The organism is Streptomyces mesophilus, assembly GCF_011044995.1.
Taxonomy (GTDB): domain Bacteria; phylum Actinomycetota; class Actinomycetes; order Streptomycetales; family Streptomycetaceae; genus Streptomyces; species Streptomyces mesophilus.
The window spans coordinates 1-16,077 of record NZ_JAAKZW010000003.1 but is presented as its reverse complement, the minus strand read 5'-3'; the positions used below and the strand labels follow the sequence as shown (position 1 = coordinate 16,077).

Below are 16,077 nucleotides of genomic sequence, written 5' to 3'. Positions count from 1 at the left end.
TCACCGTCGTACAACCAGCTGCTCGGGCCCGCCCGTTCGGTCAGACGGCTGCCGGAGAGCCGAGCAGCGCGGAAGCGTTCTGCAACGGGCTCAGGGCACGGGTGGGCGCGACGGTTTGGGAAAGGCCGCGGCAGGTGAACCCGAGTCGGGTCATGGCCCGCAGGACTTCACCGGCGCTGAAATCGCGGCGGTCCTGGCGCGTGATGACCTGCCCGACCTGCTTGAGCGGGTAGGTACGGCGGCCGATGATCACGGACTCGCCGATGACCTCCTCGGGCTTGATGCCCTTCATGGATTCCAGGACTCCGCTTCTGGTGAGCTCGAACGGGAAGCGGGCGATGACGCAACGCATGATGCCTCACAGGGAGAAGAAGGGGATGGTGGCGCCGCGCTGAGGGGATCAGCGGGCAAAGGCGAGGATGCCCAGGGCGCTGCCGTACTCATCGACGACGGGCAGGGCGGCGAGGCTGCGGTCGCGCATGGAGTGCTCGGCTTCGGCCATCGTGGTCACGGGCGAAGCGAACGGCCCGCGGTCGTCGAGGATGTCGCGGAGCTGGATGCGGTCCGTGTACGCGGAACTGTCACGGACCGCGGTGAGTTGAGCCTGGGTCACCAGTCCGGTGCACAGGCCGTCGTTGTCGCAGATGAGCAGGTGTTCGGTGCGGGCGCCGACCATGAGGGACAGGGCCACCTCGACGGTCATGTCGTCACAGACCTGGGGTCCGGCCGGTTCCATCGTGTCGGTCACCGTCCGGGGTACGGGGATGGCTCTCGCCGGGCGGGGTTGCATCTGATCCAGCGTCAATGGTGCCTCCTGCGAAGATGGGCCGGCTTCCTGATGCAACGGTGCTCAGGCGGCCGCGTCGAAGGAGGATCGCCGGGTGCTCGTGCGGCGGGCCGCCGAGGCGGGGCTGCGCCGGCCGCGGGAGGCCGTGCTGCTCCGGCGCCGCTCGGCCACCGGCGCGGTGATCGTGACGGGGATGCCGGACGGGGCCTGGGCGCCGGTGATCTCGCTGAGGGCCGCTTCGCCGGAGCGGACCTGTGTGGTCTGCGGGACGATGCCGGCGGTGGCCATGAGGCGGGTCATGTCGCGACGCTGGCCGGGCGTGACGAGGGTGACGACGCTGCCGGACTCGCCGGCCCGTGCGGTGCGGCCGCCACGGTGGAGGTAGTCCTTGTGGTCGGTGGGCGGGTCCACGTTGACGACGAGGTCGAGATTGTCGACGTGGATGCCGCGCGCGGCGACGTTCGTCGCGACGAGCACGGTGACATGCCCGGACTTGAACTGGGTCAGGGTCCGGGTGCGCTGCGGCTGCGACTTCCCGCCGTGCAGGGCGGCGGCCCGCACCCCGCTGTTCAGCAGGTCCTGTGTCAGCCGGTCGACGGCGTGCTTGGTGTCCAGGAACATGATCACCCGGCCTTCGCGGGCCGCGATCTCGGTCGTCGTACGGTGCTTGTCGGCGCCGTGGACGTGCAGGACGTGGTGCTCCATCGTGGTGACCGCGCCGGCGGACGGGTCGACGGAGTGCACGACCGGGTCGGTGAGGTAGCGGCGGACCAGGAGGTCGACGTTGCGGTCGAGGGTGGCCGAGAACAGCATCCGCTGGCCTTCGGGACGGACCTGGTTCAGGAGCGCGGTGACCTGGGGCATGAAGCCCATGTCGGCCATCTGGTCGGCCTCGTCCAGGACGGTGATCGCGACCTGGTTCAGCCGGCAGTCGCCCCGGTCGATGAGGTCCTTGAGGCGGCCCGGCGTCGCGACGACGACGTCCACGCCACGGCGCATTGCGCTGACCTGCCTGCGGATCGGCATTCCACCGACGACGGTGGTCAGCCGCAGCCGGACCGAACGGGCGTAGGGAGCAAGGGCGTCGGTCACCTGCTGCGCCAGCTCGCGCGTCGGCACCAGGACGAGGGCGAGCGGCTGGCCGGGCTCGGCGCGCTGTCCGGCGGTACGGGCCAGCAGCGCCAGGCCGAACGCGAGGGTCTTGCCCGACCCGGTACGTCCCCGGCCGAGGACGTCACGGCCCGCGAGGGTGTTCGGCAGGGTCGCGCCCTGGATCGGGAACGGGACGGACATCCCTTCCGCGGTGAGCGCGGCCAGCAGCGGCTTGGGCATGTCGAGGTCGGCGAACGCCTCGACGGCGGGCAGCGCCGGAGTGATCGTCTTCGGCAGCGCGAACTCACCCGACACCGCCGCGGGCCTGCGGCCCTGCCCACCGGGGCGGCCTTGCCCTCCCCCGGAGCGCCTCGGGGTGGACGAGCCGAAACGGCTGCGGGAAGAGCGACTGTTCGTACGTGCGGGGTTCATTCAGAACCTTTCCTTGATACGGCGCCTGGACTCGACCTCACGTATCAAGGAATTCACGCAGCGAAACAACAGCGCAGAGAATCCGAGAACGGGCCGAATAGCATGCGGAAGCAAAATAGGCTTGCAGTGAATTCAATGCGCGGGTGATCGCGGGGCGATGAAATACGACGTCGTATCGACGTGAAAGAAACCCGCAGGAAATGTCCGCAGCTGGGGCCCGCACCCCGAGGGATGCGGGCCCCAGCTACGAAGTGCGTGTGAGCGTCAGACCGGAACGATGTTCTCGGCCGTCGAGCCCTTCTGGTTCTGCACGATGTCGAAGGTGACCTTCTGGCCTTCGAGCAGCTCACGGAAGCCCTGGGCGGCGATGTTCGAGAAGTGGGCGAACACGTCGGGTCCGCCGCCGTCCTGCTCGATGAAGCCGAAGCCCTTGGCCGGGTTGAACCACTTCACGGTGCCAGACGCCATGTCGAACTCTCCCTTGGGGCAGTACGCCGGTATCCGCGATCCGCGGATACCGGGTCGCCGCGATGATGCCCCGCCCGGAAGATGACCGGAAATGCAAAACGCTTTACGCAGCAGAAAATGCCAATGTCAGCGTTTAAATTTTTTGGGAACCACGACTGCAACCTGAGATCGACAGTAGCATGCGGTAGCAGCCCGTGTACGGCCTTTTGATTCCACTCAGTTCGCTGCGGCACACACGCTGTCCGCGCGGCGCGTCAAACTCTCGTCTCGCCGTCATAGATATTCAGCCGGCGGCCGCCGGGTGCCCCGATTCTGCGGCGTGGCGGTATTCGGCGTTGAGGCGCTGCGCTTCTTCGAGCTGGTCCTCGAGGATGATGATGCGGCAGGCGGCCTCGATGGGGGTGCCCTGGTCGACGAGTTCGCGGGCCCGGGCGGCGATGCGCAACTGGTAGCGGGAGTAGCGCCGGTGGCCGCCGGCGGAACGCAGCGGTGTGATCAGGCGCGCCTCTCCGATGGCGCGCAGGAAACCTTGCGTGGTGCCGAGCATCTCGGCGGCCCGGCCCATCGTGTAGGCGGGGTAGTCGTCATCATCGAGCCGCTCGAACGAGTCGTCAGCTGTCACTTGCACCTCTCTATGCAAACGCGCGGAGGGGCCCGGGTGCCATACGGCACCCGGGCCCCGGAGGAACTACTACACCATCTGTCGGCCCTGATACTGCGCCGACCATCTACGTCCGCCAACCCGACCTGTAAGGCTTCGGGGGCGCTGGGATCGCGGTTGCTTGACCGGAGACCACCTCACTATCGATGTCCTGCGGTACCCGGGCTCAGGCTTCCACCCGGGCGATCCTGATGGCGCTCGGCTCCTCCGTTTCTTCCCTCTGGGGGTCGATCACTTGCCTACTGCTGGTACTGCTTTCCTGCGTACTGCTGGTGATGCGAACTGCTGGTGATACGTACTGCTCAGTGGCCTGCGGTAGCGCCACTCTTCGGCAGCCAGCCCCGTTGCCCGTCCTGCGTCTGCTCTGGCTTGGAACCCCACTGCCGAACTTCCCGGTGCGCGCGTCCGCAGCCGACGCCTTCACACGAGGTGCTGCTCACTGACTCACTGCTGGGTACTGCGCACTGCACTTACGGGTACTGCCACCTGCGGTCTTGCCTATGGCGGCCCCTGATCCCTGCGGGCCACCCGGTCCGGTCGTCAGTCCCGTCGCCGTCCGACAACCACCCTGGCTTCGAAACTCCACCACCGAACCGTCCTGCGTACTGCAACTGCGGGTACAACTGCCCCGCAGTTCGTCCCTGCCGGGCTTGCTCGATCTCATCTACGAGAGAAACCATACGTGGATCGGCGCCCAATGTCTACTCTGGCCAACATAGATTTCTGTGAGCGAGGCCAGAAGATAGTCGACCTCGATCATTGGCAACGCAGCGGTCACCGGATCGCAGTAGGCGCCTGCGCGGCACGGGACGTCTGTTCTTGCGCCGATGTTGTTGCGAGCGCTGTCCCGAGGTCGGTCCTTCCGTAACGGACCACGCGACCTCGGCGGTGGCGGTCGACCAGTCCCGCCCGCAGCAGAATGCCGAGGTGGTACGACACGGTCGCGCTGCTCCAGCCGGTCCTGCGGCTCAACTCAAGCGTGGACGCGGGCACGTCGAGCGTGGTCAGCAACGCGGCCCTGGTCACGCCCACGAGTCCCGTCAGTGCCGACTCCTCCGCACCCGCCGGGCGCTCCCCGAGAGCGCCGATGCCGCGCGCCCGATAGAACAGCACCGGCGTGTGCGGACGTTCGGCAGCGAACAGCACCGGGCCGACGTGCGTCGTGGTCGGCACGAAGAGCACTCCTTCGTCAGCCCAGTCGATGATCCCGGAGTAGGTGCGCTCCAGTACGAGTTCGGTGCCTGTCCACCGCATCCGCTCGCCGAGATCGTCGAGTACCGCCGCCGCGCCGTGCGCGGCCATCCGGTCGGCACGGTGGCTGATGTCGGCATCCAGTACCGCTCGGACCCGTGGCCAGTCCGGTGCCAGTACGGACTCGAACAGGGTCGCCATCGCTTCGGCGGCAGCAGTCGCCACAGCGGCACCACCGTCGCGTGCCACCCGCGCAAGCGCCGGGGGCATCGGTCGCCGCCACCGCTCGTAGGTTGCCTCGCTCCCATGCAGCGCGAGGACGTGGGGCCACACATGCCGGCCACGTATCGCGATGTCGAGCTGGTAGTCGACCTCCTCGCCCGGGGTCGCCGCGATACGGGCAGCCACGTCCGGCATCGACTCGCCGTGGCGCGGCACAGGTGTCAGGAAGTCCGGGGCGTAGCTGTGATCGGCGGGCACCAGAGCCTCCAACAGCGCCCACTGCCCCGGCGGTAGTGCCCGCCGGGCACGCGCATGCCACTCCCGAGCGTGAGCGGCCGGGTGCCGGCCGCGGTGCCGCAGCACGCCGAGAACCTCCATGGCCGCGGACGTGGCAAACCGCGATCTGCTCCAAGCCCGTGCGTCCAGCAGCACCCTCATCGCCATCCCGGGAGTGTCCCATCGCCGCCGGGACGGGCTGATGGATTCGAAGAGCCTCGAATGCATGGAAGCCACTGCCGCCCCCACCGCATGGTGATCCGCGACCGTGTCCCCACGACCGAGGAGGCGCCTTGAGCTCCCGCCGAACCCCGATGAACTCCGACCTCAGCCGGCCTTCCGCCGCCGTCAGCCGACGCGGCATCATGCGCGTTGGCACGGCCCTCGGCGCGATGGGGCTCCTGGCCACAGCTGCCCCGGCGTCGGCAGCCGACGACGCTCCGGACAGCAATCCCGCACTGCGCAAGCCGATTCTGGTCGGCGCCAACCCCGGCCTCCAGCTCTTCGACACGTCGGGCTCATGCACGGCCTACGTCTCCACCTGGCAGGTGGAGTGGTCCACCCATGGCGCGGGGAACGCTCTAGTGCTCTGGCGGCCGGACGGAGTGAGGGTCGTCGGGGAGGACCCGCACCTCGCGCTCTGGCTGGCCGATCACTTCGTCCGCCACTTCCCCGAACTCGAAGGCCTGCCCTGGCCGTCCCCCCGATTCCACCGGTCCACGGTCCAGGTTCGGCTCGACCTCGCGTCCGGGTTGCAGGCTCGGGGCGGAGGCATCGACGTACGCATGGCCGAGGTGCTCGACCGGCGCGCCTTCGCCACCGACCAGTTCCCACTGGGCGGCGTGGAGCACAGCCTGAGCCTGGTGCTCGGCCCGTGCGGACGAGCCCGAGCAGTCGTCGACGGCCGTATCCAGCCTGGCGAGATCAGTCGGGGAGGAACTCCGGACCGCCCGTCGTCATCGGCGTTCCTCGCCGCGGCCGAGGTGTGGCGCGCCTGACCCCGGCCGAGGCGGTGGCAGTGCGAGGAAGACGTAACCACGCTTGTCGATGCGAGCGGCAATCGCCCGCGACCGGCACGGGCATGCGTGATTTCGCGACTCGTTATGCGGCGAAGCCGATCGCGGTGCAGTACTCGTACGCGCCGTATTCGCTGCCCAGATCGGGCAGGACGTGGTCCGTCCACGCCGTATCCAGGCCTGCCGCGTCGCCGGCCGCCCACGCCGCGACGATCGCGTCCCAGCGCCGCACGTTCATGTCGCGGAACGGAACAACGCGCTGCTGGGGGCGACTGACGCCGGACTGGTTGAGCGGGTGGATCTCCACTCGCGTGCCGCGCCCCGCACGGTTGAGGCGCTTGAGGAGATGCGCGGCGACGTTGTGGCGGCGCACCGTGCGATAAACGGCCTCGATCTTCTGCAGGTTACGAGCGCTGGGGCTGCGTTTCCCGTCCAGCCAAGCCTTAAGGGTGCGGTCGGTGACGGTCAGGCCCGCGGCGCGGGCGGCATTGCGGGCGTTGGCAGTTCGGGTCAGATAGTGCAGGCGTGCCATCAGACCGCGGGGGGCGGTGACGGGGGTGGCGAAATAGCCGGCGAGGTCATCGAGTTTGCGGCCCACCAGCTCACTGCCCTTGGCCCCACGGGCACCGTATTTCCCGAACTCCTGGGTTCTCTCCGGCACCTACCCGACGCCCCGCTTCCCGATCGATCCCGCACTCAACTCCCTAGCCTATTGCGGTCGGTCCGCGGCTACGCCCCAGACCTACGCCACCCGCGTGTCTCCACGCACCGCTCCGCGCCACCCGTTCATCGACTCCGGCGTCCTCGCTCAGACGCCGAGCGGAACTGTTCACGTCAACCTCGCCACGGTGAGTGCCGACCTGGCTCGCCCGGGCTGGCGCAGCACACGCCGAGCACGGTGTCGGCTATGTCGCGGCACCGGTCTTCGGCCGTGTTCCAGTCGCAGAAGCCGGAGCACTCAACGTCCTTGCGGCCGGTGAGCAGCCGCTGCTCGAGCGGGTGCAGCCGTTCTTCGACGCGATCGGCTCGCGGACCTGGCGCATCGGCGACCGGCCGGAGCAGGCCAACATCGTGAAGATCCTCGGGAACTACCCGATCGCCTGCGCAATCCAGTCGATGGGCGAGGCCGTCAGTGTCGCGGAAGGCGCCGGAATCGACTCCGGGCAGTTGGTCGAACTGCTGACGTCCACGCTCTTCCCGGGAGCCGTCTGCACCGGCTACGGCTCGATGATTGCCGAACTGCGCTACCAGCCACCAACAGCCGTGACGTCGCCTCGTCGCATGCTGCAAGTGGGCTTTGTTCACGGGAACGAGCAGCGAGCGTTTACCGGTTCGGGAGGCGCCCGCGCTGCTCTCAGAATCGAACATCGTCACGGCGGCTCTCTGACCAGTCAGGCGCGGTGGCCGAGCAGGAAGAGAAGCACGTGCTGGTCGCTGCTTTCGTCGCAGCGTGCAGACTTTGGCGTTTCCGCAGCGCGGCAACGCCACGCAGTACTGCCCCCGCCCCTGTTGGGGACGGGGGCAGTTGCGCGTGGTGGGTGTCAGCAGCTGCTGGTGGTGTCGCCTGCGTCGGTGGCGCAGGTGTCGGAGCCGAAGCCGCCGTTGGCGGTGTCGCCGCCGGTTCCGTCCTGGACGTCGATGGTGTCGTTGCCCAGGGCGCCGCTCATGGTGTCGGTGCCGGTGTGGTCGTAGATGGTGTCGTTGCCGTTTTGGCCGTCGAGGTCGTCGTTGCCCGGGCCGCCGTCGATTGTGTCGTTGCCGTTGTCGAACAGGTAGAGCAGGCTGCCCAGGAGGGTCTCGCCGTAGTTGGTGTCGTTGCCGGGCCCGCCCAGCAGGGTGTCGGCTCCGTTGCCGCCGCCCATGACGTCGTTGCCGTAGTCGCCGTAGACGGTGTCGTCGCTGTTGCCGCCGTCGACGGTGTCGTCGCCGGACCCTCCGGAGATGGTGTCGGCTCCGTTGCCGCCGTTGATGGTGTCGTTGCCGCCCAGACCGCAGATCACGTCAGCCCCGGTGGTGCCGTTGAGCGTGTCATTGCCGGCGGTTCCGGTGATGGTGCAGGGCGGCACGGCCTGCGAGTTGATTACTACGGTGCCCTGGGGGTTACCGTAACCGGCCCACCAGCCGTCGACACGAATCCAGTACGTGGTGGAGGCGCCGGCGGAGAACGTCAAGGTCGAGGCCCCGCCGGCTCCGAGCCCGTCATCGTTGCAGGCGACTTCGGTCAGCGTGCCGAGGGTGGCGCCGGTGTAGGCGGTCAGCACGGTGTCGAAGTTCGACCCGGCGGTATCAACAGTGAGAGTGGCGGCGGCGGTGGTGGTCACCGAGTACCAAACTGTCTTGTACGCGGGCGTGCCACAAGAGGCGCCCGGTTCGCCCGCCTCGACGGTGGCCTCGACGTTGCTGGTGACATCGCTGAAGGTGACGGGCTCGCTCTGGGCGTTCGCGAAGTTGTCGTTGGCGGGTGCCGCGGCCTGGGCGGGGCCGGCCAGTGCGAACATCCCCGACAACGCGAGCAGCGTTGCGGAAACAAGAACGGTCAGGCGGCGGGGCGATCTGTGCTGCCGTAATCGGGCAGCGTGAAGAGTGTTCACGGGTGGGACTCCATCCTGCTGGCCTGCCCCGAGCCCAAGGCACAGGAGCCCAAGGGGTGTCGGTCGGCAGAGCAGCGTTGGATCCACGTACCTGAGGCCGGCCCTCAGGGGGCCGGCAGGAGCGAGGCGAAGAGCGCCCCGCAAAGACGTCCCGTGCACCGCCGCAAGAAGAAGGGCGCCGTGCACGGGGGTACGGAAGCGCCAGTGCGCATACTCGTCGGGCCTCAGACCACGGGCAACGCCCCGGGACGTAACGGCAAGAAACGCTCCCATTGAATCCTCGGCCGGGCGGCAAGCCGATGTCCTCCCGGCCCTGGGGCAGTTGGGTCACGTTCTGCACAAGAGCCGCTAGTTGCTGACCTACGAGGACAGTGCTCCCCAGAGGGAGCCGAGTGACGAGCGCACGGAGCTCTTCGATCTCCGCGCGCGCCGGCCGACAACGGTCTGCTTCAGGCCACCGATGATCTCGCGTAGTCGTTGAACATCTGCTGCTCGATCACGGGACCTCAGCCTCCTCGCCAGCCGACCCGAGGGCCAGCGCCGGCTACGCCTTCGGCGGCAGCGGCTCACCCGTGGTGGAAATCGACGCGTACAGCCTGTCGAAGTAGCCGCGCAGTCGTTCCGCCATGTCGACCTCGTCCGGGGTGAGGGCCCACTGGAGTTGGTGCCCGTCCATGACGGCGACGATCTCCTGGGCCACGGCCGTGCAGTCGGTGTCCGCGGCGAGTTCGCCCGTGTCGGCCGCGGCCCGCAGGGTGTCGGTGAGCCGGCTGAGGACCATGGCGTAGCGCCGCTTGAAGAAGGCGTGCGCGGGGTGTCCGGGCTCGCAGGATTCGCCGATCAGGACGTTGAACATCCTCGTGCGACCGGGGCGGCGGCTGTTGTACTCCACGAGGTCGGTCAGGCGCAGGAAGCAGTCCGCGGCCGAGTCGAAGTCCACCGTGAAGAACTGCTCGATGTCGTGTTCCTCGCTGTGCTCGAGGACGGACACGAGCAGGTCCTCCTTGCTGCGGAAATGGTGCAACAAGCCGCCCTGGGTGACCCCGACTTCCTTCGCAATGCGGGCCAACGAGGAGGCGTGGAAGCCCCATTGGGCGAAGTGCTCGACCGCCACGTCGAGGATGCGCCGGCGGCGCTCGTCGCCCACGGCGTACGGGCCGCGCGCCTTGGCCGTGTTGCGGGAGTGGCGGCTGTTCGTCCGGTCCATGTGGATCACCGTAGCCCGGCCCTCGTACGGAGCCGGCAGTGACCTGTATCACTTTCCGAAAACCTACTGGCCACTCGGGTTTCGTGCTTTTCTGTGCTCGCCCCGATGGGCGATCCCCCCTCTGCGTCAGCTGTGTTGACACGTGTCAACACAGGCCGCTTCTGTGCCCCGTCCCCGTACAGCCGCACCTGAGGAGTCGGACATGAGCACTGCCAGTCCCGAAACCCGCCCCACGCCCGATGCGCCACAACCCGCCCCGGCCGGCGAGGAGATGACTCCGCAGCAGGCCGGGCGACTCGGCCCGCTGCTGTGCCTGCTCGCCGTCGGCAACACCGCGATGTTCATGATCTACATGGGTGTCGGCCAGGTACTGCTTCCCGTGCAGATCGAGGCGCTCGACCCCGCGAACAAGGTCGCCAACCTCGGCCTCGTCTCCGGTGTTTCGGCCGTGTTCGCGACTCTGTTCAACCCGCTGGCCGGGCTGCTCTCCGACCGTTCGGGACGGCGCAACCCCTGGATACTCGGCGGCGGAATCGCCGCGCTCGGAGCGCTCGCCCTGCTGGGCGCCGTGCGCAGCGTCCTGTTCGTCACCATCGGCTGGTGTCTGGTGCAGGCGACGATGAACGTCTACCAGGCGGCCATCACCGCCGTCGTCCCCGACCGTGTGCCGATGAAGCGCCGCGGCCTGGCCTCCGCCATGGTCGGCATCGGGACACCCGTCGGCACGATCATCGGCGTCACGATCGCCTCGGCCTTCGTGTCCGAAGACGTCAGGACGGGGTACCTCGTGCTGGGCGCGCTCATCGCCCTGACGGCCGTCCTGTTCACCACGCTCGTACGGGAGACGAAGCAGCCGGTCGTCCAGCCGGAGTCCGTGGGGCGTCAGCTCACCGCGCTCGTTTCGGCCCTGCGCACGCACGACTTCCGTTGGGCCTTCATCGGCCGATTCCTGCTGGTGCTCGGCTACTTGTCCATCGTGCTCTACCAGCTGTACATCCTGCAGGACCACGTCGACCTGCCCGACGGCCTCTCCCCGGCCGGCGCCCTGGCGATCCTCTCCCCCGTCAGCGCGGTCTGCACCCTGGCGTCGACCGTCGTCGGAGGAGTCCTGTCGGACCGCGTGGGGCGCCGCAAGCCGTTCATCGCCGTCTCCTGCGTCTTCACCGCGATCGGCATGATGATCCCGGTCCTCAGCCCGACCTGGACGGGCATGCTCGTCTTCGGTGTGGTGACCGGTCTGTCCTTCGGCTGCTTCATGGCGGTGGACACCGCCCTGGTCACGCTCGTCCTGCCCAGCGCGGACGACGCCGCCCGCGACATGGGCGTCCTGAACGTCGCCAACGCGGGCCCGCAGATCATCGCCCCGTTCATGGCCTCGGTCGTCGTCGGATCGCTCGGCGGCTATCCCGCGCTGTTCATCACCGGCGCCGTGATCACCGTCCTGGGCGCCCTCTCGGTCCTCCCGATCCGGGGCGTGCGCTGACCCCTGCCCGCCGTTGCCGTGCCCTCGCACCACAGCACCTCGTGCCCTCGCACCACCTTCGCCACCGGAGAAACACATGCCCCCCGCTGTACGCAATGACGGTCACCCCTACCAGGATCCGGCCCGCTCCGTCGACGAGCGCGTCGACGACCTCGTCGCCCGGATGACCCTGGAGGAGAAGGCCGGACTGCTCTTCCACACCGTGCTCCCGATGCATCCCGACGGCCGCCCCGTTCAGCTCGGTGACGAGGCATTCGTTCCGGCGGACACCACGGGCGCGATCCGCTCGAAGCTGATGAGCCACTTCAACCTCTTCGGTACGGCCGCGCCCCGGCAGATGGCGCAGTGGCACAACACCGTCCAGGAGTTCGCCGCCGGTACCCGGCTCGGCATCCCGGTGACGGTGTCGACCGATCCGCGGCACTCCTTCACTACGAACCTCGGCGCCTCCATGAGCGCCGGCGCGTTCTCCGCATGGCCGGAGCCGACCGGCCTCGCAGCGGTCCGCGACCCCGAACTGGTGCGCCGTTTCGCCGATATCGCCCGCCGGGAGTACCTCGCGGTCGGTCTGCGCGTCGCCCTGCACCCGCAGATCGACCTGGCGACCGAGCCGCGCTGGTCGCGCCAGTCCGCCACGTTCGGCGCCGACGCCGTGCTGACGGGCGAACTGGTCCAGGCGTACATCCTCGGCTTCCAAGGGGAACGACTCGGCGCGGACAGCGTGGCCACCATGGTCAAGCACTTCCCCGGCGGCGGACCTCAAAAGGACGGCGAGGACCCGCACTTCGCCCACGGGAAGGAGCAGATCTATCCCGGCGGGATGCGCGAGTACCACCTGGCGCCGTTCAAGGCCGCCATCGCCGCCGGGGCCTCGCAGATGATGCCGTATTACGGACAGCCCATCGGGACCGACTGGGAGGAGGTCGGGTTCGGCTTCAACCGCGGTGTCGTCACGGGCCTGTTGCGCGAACGGCTCGGGTTCGAGGGCATCGTCTGCACCGACTGGGGTCTGCTCACCGACCACGAGATCTTCGGTGAACTGCATCAGGCGCGCGCCTGGGGCGTCGAACACCTCACGGTCGCCGAGCGTGCGGCGAAGGCCCTCGACGCGGGCGCCGACCAGTTCGGCGGCGAGGAATGCCCCGAGGTCGTCGTCGAGCTGGTCCGCTCGGGCCGGATCGGTGAGGAGCGCATCGATATGTCGGTACGCCGCCTGCTGCGAGAGAAGTTCGTGCTCGGGCTCTTCGACAATCCTTATGTGGACCCGGAGTTGGCCGAAGAGATCGTCGGCAGCAGCGAGTTCCGCGGCGCCGGGGACACCGCCCAGCGCCGTTCGCTGACCGTCCTGGTCAACCGCGACCGGACCCTGCCGGTGAAGACGCCGCGGCCGAAGCTCTACGTGGACGGCATCGACGCCGGCATCGCCGCACAGTACGGGGAGGTCGTCGGCGACCCGGCCGAGGCCGATCTGGCCGTACTGCGGCTGCACACCCCGTACGAGCTACGCGAGAACCGCTTCGAGGCGCTGTTCCATTCCGGACGGCTCGACTTCACCGAGGAGGAACTCAAGCCGGTCCTCACCCTGCTCGACACGGTGGCGACCATCGTGTTCCTCCATCTCGAACGCCCCGCCGTCGTCCCGGAGATCGCCGAGCGGTGCGCGGCGCTCGTCGCCGACTACGGAGCGAGTGACACGGCGTTGCTGGATGTGGCCTTCGCCCGCGCCCGCGCCGAGGGACGGCTTCCGTTCGAACTGCCGCGCTCAATGGCCGCGGTCGAGAACTCGCGCCCCGATGTACCGCACGACACCGCGGACCCGCTGTTCTCGTACGGCGCCGGCCTGGACCTGTGACCCGCCCGGACCGCTGACCAGTGCCGGGCCCTTGGCCCGGCACCCCTCCGGCCACCGGGGCCGTATCCGGTGTGTCCTCCTCCCACCCTCCGCGCACCAAGGAGACTCCTCATGCAGCGCACCCTGCGCACGCTCCTCGTCGTCGCCTGTACCACGGGCGCCGCCTTCTCGTCCCTCGCCGTGGCCGCCGAACAGCACAGCCCCTCCCCCCAATCCACCAAGCCCCTGACCGGTCTGCGGGTGCTGCTGTCCAACGACGACTCCATGCAGGCCGCGAAGGCCTCCCACGCCGACGGGCTCGGTCTGTACGAGATCCGCAAGGCGCTGTGCGACGCCGGCGCCGATGTCGTGGTGATGGCCCCTTGGCAGGTGCAGTCGGGCAAGGGAACCGCCGTAACCAACGGCGGCACCCTGACCCTGGCACGGCGCACCCAGCTGCCCGCCGGCTACGAGAACGACTGCGCCGGCACCCGTTCCGGCTCGCCCGTCTACGGCATCTGTCTGTCCAGCGGGCCCTGCGCCCCGGACTCCCCCAGCGCCACGCCGTCCGACACCGTCAAGTTCGCCCTGCGCACCGGACTCGCCGCGAAGGCCGGCTGGAAGAACGGCCCGGATCTGGTGGTCACCGGCATCAACTCCGGTCCCAACGTCAGCGCGCAGGTCAATGACTCGGGCACGGTGGGCGCCGCGATCGCCGCCATCGACCAGGGTGTGCCGGCCATCGCCCTGTCCTCGTCCGGCGACGCCTCGCAGACCCGCTTTCCCGTCGCCAACTACCGGGCGCACGCCCGCTTCGCCGCCGCCTTCGTCTCGGGGCTGCGCGAAAGGAACCTGTTCACCGACCGCTTCGCCCTCAAGGTCGACTACCCGGACGTGAGCGCCGGACAGCGCGCCAAGGCGCCCGCGTGGACGAGCGTGGGGCACGGACAGGTCGTCTGGCACGCGTACGAGGCCAAGTCGCCTGCCGGCAGCGACAGTTACGACATCACCCTCGGCATGTGCCCCGGCCGACCTGGTGACCCGTGCACCGAGACCGTCCGGGACGCCGACTCCACCACGCTCCTCGATCGGGGCCACATCACGGTCGCCCCGATCACCGCCGACCGCACCTACGGGGTGCGCGCCGACGGCGGGCGAGAACTCAGCCGTATCGAGCAGTACGTCACCCGCCAGGCCCCGCGCTCCTGAACCGCCCACCCACCGTGGAGAACCGCATGCCCGACCGCACCATGACACCCCCCGCAGCAGCCCCCGCCACCTCCGCCGTGACGGTCCGCACACCGCGCGGTCCCGTACGCGGTGAACGGCAGGCCAGCGGCGTGCGCTTCCTCGGCATTCCCTACGCGCAGCCGCCGGTCGGCGACCTCCGGTTCGCCGCTCCCGTGCCGCCCGTGGCCTGGACCGACACGCTTGACGCGACCTCGTACGGGCCGACCGCCCAGCGCAGGCCGTTCGCCGACGTCACCACCATTCCCGAGCCGACCGTCCCCGGTGCGTCCACGCTCAACCTCAACGTCTTCACGCCCGCTCCGTATCCGGCCGCCGAACTGCCGGTCCTGGTATGGATCCACGGCGGGGGCTTCGTCGCAGGATCGTCCGCGAGTCCCTGGTACGACGGCAGGTCCTTCAACCGCGACGGCGTGGTCCTGGTCTCCGTCGGCTACCGGCTCGGGATCGAGGGCTTCCTGCACCTGGCCGACGCGCCCGACAACCGGGGCGTCCTCGACTGGATCGCCGCCCTGGAGTGGGTGCGTGACACCATCGCCTGCTTCGGCGGGGACCCGGCCAAGGTCACGATCGCCGGACAGTCGGCGGGCGGTGGAGCCGTGCAGACACTGCTCGCCACGCCCCGCGCGCAGGGCCTGTTCCGGGCGGCCATATCGGTGTCCGGCGCGGTGATGGAGCCTCAGGACCGCTCCACAGCCGAAGCCGTGAGCCGTCTGTTCACGGCCCGCACCGGCGTGCCCGCGACCGCCGCCGCGCTGCGGGACACCACGGACGCCGAACTCCTCGCCCTCCAGGACGCACTCGGCGCCCCGGGCCCCGACCGCGGGCCGCTGCCGATGCTCGCCCTCGCGCCCTTCGCCGACGGCGCCCTCGTTCCGCAGCCCGTGGCCGAGACACTCGCCTCGGGCGATACGGGCGCGGACATTCCGTTGATGGCCGGCTTCACGGCCCACGAGTTCAATGCCGCGCCGTCTCCCGGCGGCGCAGACGACGACCCGGCCGCGCTGCTCGCCCCGTTCGGCCTGGACGAGCGACGCACCCGGATCTTCCTCGACACCCATGCCGTCCAAGCGGACCGGCCCGCGCTCCTGTGGGGCCAAGCGGTCACCGACACCGTGTTCCGCGCGCCCACGCTGGCCATCGCCGACGCGCGGGCGCACCGCCAACGGCCCACCTGGCTCTACGAGTTCAGGCGAGCAGCCACCGCTCCGGGTGTCGACGGTCTCGCGTACCACTGCACGGACCTGCCGTTCGCCTTCGACCTGCTCGACGCCCAGGGCGTCACCGCCGCCCTGGGCGAGAACCCTCCGCAGCACCTGGCCGATGCCGTCCATGCCGCATGGGTCGCGTTCGTACGTGATCTGAACCCGGGGCCGCACTGGCCCCCGTACACCGAAGAGGGGCGGGAAACGATGGTCTGGGATGACAGGCCGCGCGTGGAGCGTGATCCCTTGCGGCCGGTGCGGGAGGTCTGGGCACGCCCTGCACCGCAGGGGTGAGTCCTTCAACTGTCCTTTTCTTACGGGGTGTTGCGCTCCGGCATCCGCAGCCGCTCGCCCCTCCCCCTCCCCC

Annotated in this window: 14 protein-coding genes and 1 pseudogene; 6 read left to right on the top strand and 9 right to left on the bottom strand. The window is 69.2% G+C overall.

What is annotated here, in order from left to right:
- Positions 1–40 precede the first annotated feature (40 nt).
- From G6045_RS01740 to G6045_RS42105, 6 genes are all read right to left on the bottom strand, one after another.
- Complete coding sequence (locus tag G6045_RS01740) at positions 41–352, bottom strand: SCO5918 family protein (RefSeq protein WP_165329933.1); 312 nt, start codon at positions 350–352, stop codon at positions 41–43.
- Between the two features lie 48 nt (positions 353–400).
- Positions 401–805 (bottom strand): CBS domain-containing protein, encoded by a 405-nt coding sequence (locus G6045_RS01735; protein WP_165329932.1) that lies wholly within the window; start codon positions 803–805, stop codon positions 401–403.
- A 45-nt stretch (positions 806–850) separates the two neighbouring features.
- A complete protein-coding gene (locus G6045_RS01730) occupies positions 851–2,311 on the bottom strand; it encodes a DEAD/DEAH box helicase (protein ID WP_165329931.1) in 1,461 nt (486 codons plus the stop codon).
- Between the two features lie 264 nt (positions 2,312–2,575).
- Positions 2,576–2,779 carry a cold-shock protein gene (locus G6045_RS01725; RefSeq protein WP_165329930.1) on the bottom strand — a complete coding sequence of 68 codons (204 nt, stop codon included), beginning with the start codon at positions 2,777–2,779 and terminating at the stop codon, positions 2,576–2,578.
- 283 nt (positions 2,780–3,062) lie between these two features.
- Positions 3,063–3,401 (bottom strand): MerR family transcriptional regulator, encoded by a 339-nt coding sequence (locus tag G6045_RS01720; protein WP_165329929.1) that lies wholly within the window; start codon positions 3,399–3,401, stop codon positions 3,063–3,065.
- A gap of 813 nt (positions 3,402–4,214) precedes the next feature.
- The gene (locus tag G6045_RS42105; RefSeq protein ID WP_165329928.1) at positions 4,215–5,111 is read right to left on the bottom strand and encodes a winged helix-turn-helix domain-containing protein; all 897 of its coding nucleotides are present in this window, start codon (positions 5,109–5,111) and stop codon (positions 4,215–4,217) included.
- A gap of 311 nt (positions 5,112–5,422) precedes the next feature.
- Between G6045_RS42105 and G6045_RS01710 the strand changes: the two genes are divergently transcribed.
- Entirely contained in the window at positions 5,423–6,127 is a 705-nt protein-coding gene (locus G6045_RS01710) for a hypothetical protein (protein WP_206343169.1), read from the top strand.
- A gap of 103 nt (positions 6,128–6,230) precedes the next feature.
- Here the strand turns inward: G6045_RS01710 and G6045_RS01705 are convergent, their stop codons facing one another.
- Positions 6,231–6,806, bottom strand: coding sequence for a transcriptional regulator (locus G6045_RS01705; protein ID WP_165329927.1), 576 nt, complete (start codon positions 6,804–6,806; stop codon positions 6,231–6,233).
- Between the two features lie 191 nt (positions 6,807–6,997).
- Between G6045_RS01705 and G6045_RS42305 the strand changes: the two are divergent.
- A pseudogene (locus tag G6045_RS42305) lies at positions 6,998–7,123 on the top strand (NAD(P)-dependent oxidoreductase); the annotation flags it as partial.
- Positions 7,124–7,686: 563 nt separating this feature from the next.
- Here the strand turns inward: G6045_RS42305 and G6045_RS41110 are convergent.
- Together G6045_RS41110 and G6045_RS01690 are read right to left on the bottom strand one after the other, a co-directional pair.
- Positions 7,687–8,736: a calcium-binding protein gene (locus G6045_RS41110; protein ID WP_165329926.1), complete on the bottom strand. Its 1,050-nt coding sequence runs from the start codon at positions 8,734–8,736 to the stop codon at positions 7,687–7,689.
- Between the two features lie 544 nt (positions 8,737–9,280).
- Complete coding sequence (locus tag G6045_RS01690) at positions 9,281–9,943, bottom strand: TetR/AcrR family transcriptional regulator (RefSeq protein WP_165329925.1); 663 nt, start codon at positions 9,941–9,943, stop codon at positions 9,281–9,283.
- A gap of 202 nt (positions 9,944–10,145) precedes the next feature.
- Between G6045_RS01690 and G6045_RS01685 the strand changes: the two genes are divergently transcribed.
- The 4 genes from G6045_RS01685 (at position 10,146) to G6045_RS01670 (ending at position 16,004) form a co-directional block, all read left to right on the top strand.
- On the top strand, positions 10,146–11,426 hold the full coding sequence (locus G6045_RS01685) for an MFS transporter (protein ID WP_235967419.1): 1,281 nt from the start codon (positions 10,146–10,148) through the stop codon (positions 11,424–11,426).
- 76 nt (positions 11,427–11,502) lie between these two features.
- Positions 11,503–13,278, top strand: a complete 1,776-nt coding sequence (locus G6045_RS01680; protein ID WP_165329924.1) for a glycoside hydrolase family 3 protein — start codon at positions 11,503–11,505, stop codon at positions 13,276–13,278.
- A 111-nt stretch (positions 13,279–13,389) separates the two neighbouring features.
- Positions 13,390–14,466 carry a 5'/3'-nucleotidase SurE gene (surE, locus tag G6045_RS01675; protein ID WP_165329923.1) on the top strand — a complete coding sequence of 359 codons (1,077 nt, stop codon included), beginning with the start codon at positions 13,390–13,392 and terminating at the stop codon, positions 14,464–14,466.
- Between the two features lie 26 nt (positions 14,467–14,492).
- A complete protein-coding gene (locus G6045_RS01670) occupies positions 14,493–16,004 on the top strand; it encodes a carboxylesterase/lipase family protein (RefSeq protein ID WP_235967417.1) in 1,512 nt (503 codons plus the stop codon).
- Positions 16,005–16,077: the final 73 nt, after the last annotated feature.

Excerpts from the sequence above, each read along its gene's own strand:
- G6045_RS01740 (WP_165329933.1), bottom strand. The coding sequence starts at position 352 with ATGCGTTGCGTCATCGCCCGCTTCCCGTTCGAGCTCACCAGAAGCGGA.
- G6045_RS01730 (WP_165329931.1), bottom strand. The coding sequence starts at position 2,311 with ATGAACCCCGCACGTACGAACAGTCGCTCTTCCCGCAGCCGTTTCGGC.
- G6045_RS01725 (WP_165329930.1), bottom strand. The coding sequence starts at position 2,779 with ATGGCGTCTGGCACCGTGAAGTGGTTCAACCCGGCCAAGGGCTTCGGC.
- G6045_RS01690 (WP_165329925.1), bottom strand. The coding sequence starts at position 9,943 with ATGGACCGGACGAACAGCCGCCACTCCCGCAACACGGCCAAGGCGCGC.
- G6045_RS01685 (WP_235967419.1), top strand. The coding sequence starts at position 10,146 with ATGAGCACTGCCAGTCCCGAAACCCGCCCCACGCCCGATGCGCCACAA.
- G6045_RS01680 (WP_165329924.1), top strand. The coding sequence starts at position 11,503 with ATGCCCCCCGCTGTACGCAATGACGGTCACCCCTACCAGGATCCGGCC.
- surE (WP_165329923.1), top strand. The coding sequence starts at position 13,390 with ATGCAGCGCACCCTGCGCACGCTCCTCGTCGTCGCCTGTACCACGGGC.
- G6045_RS01670 (WP_235967417.1), top strand. The coding sequence starts at position 14,493 with ATGCCCGACCGCACCATGACACCCCCCGCAGCAGCCCCCGCCACCTCC.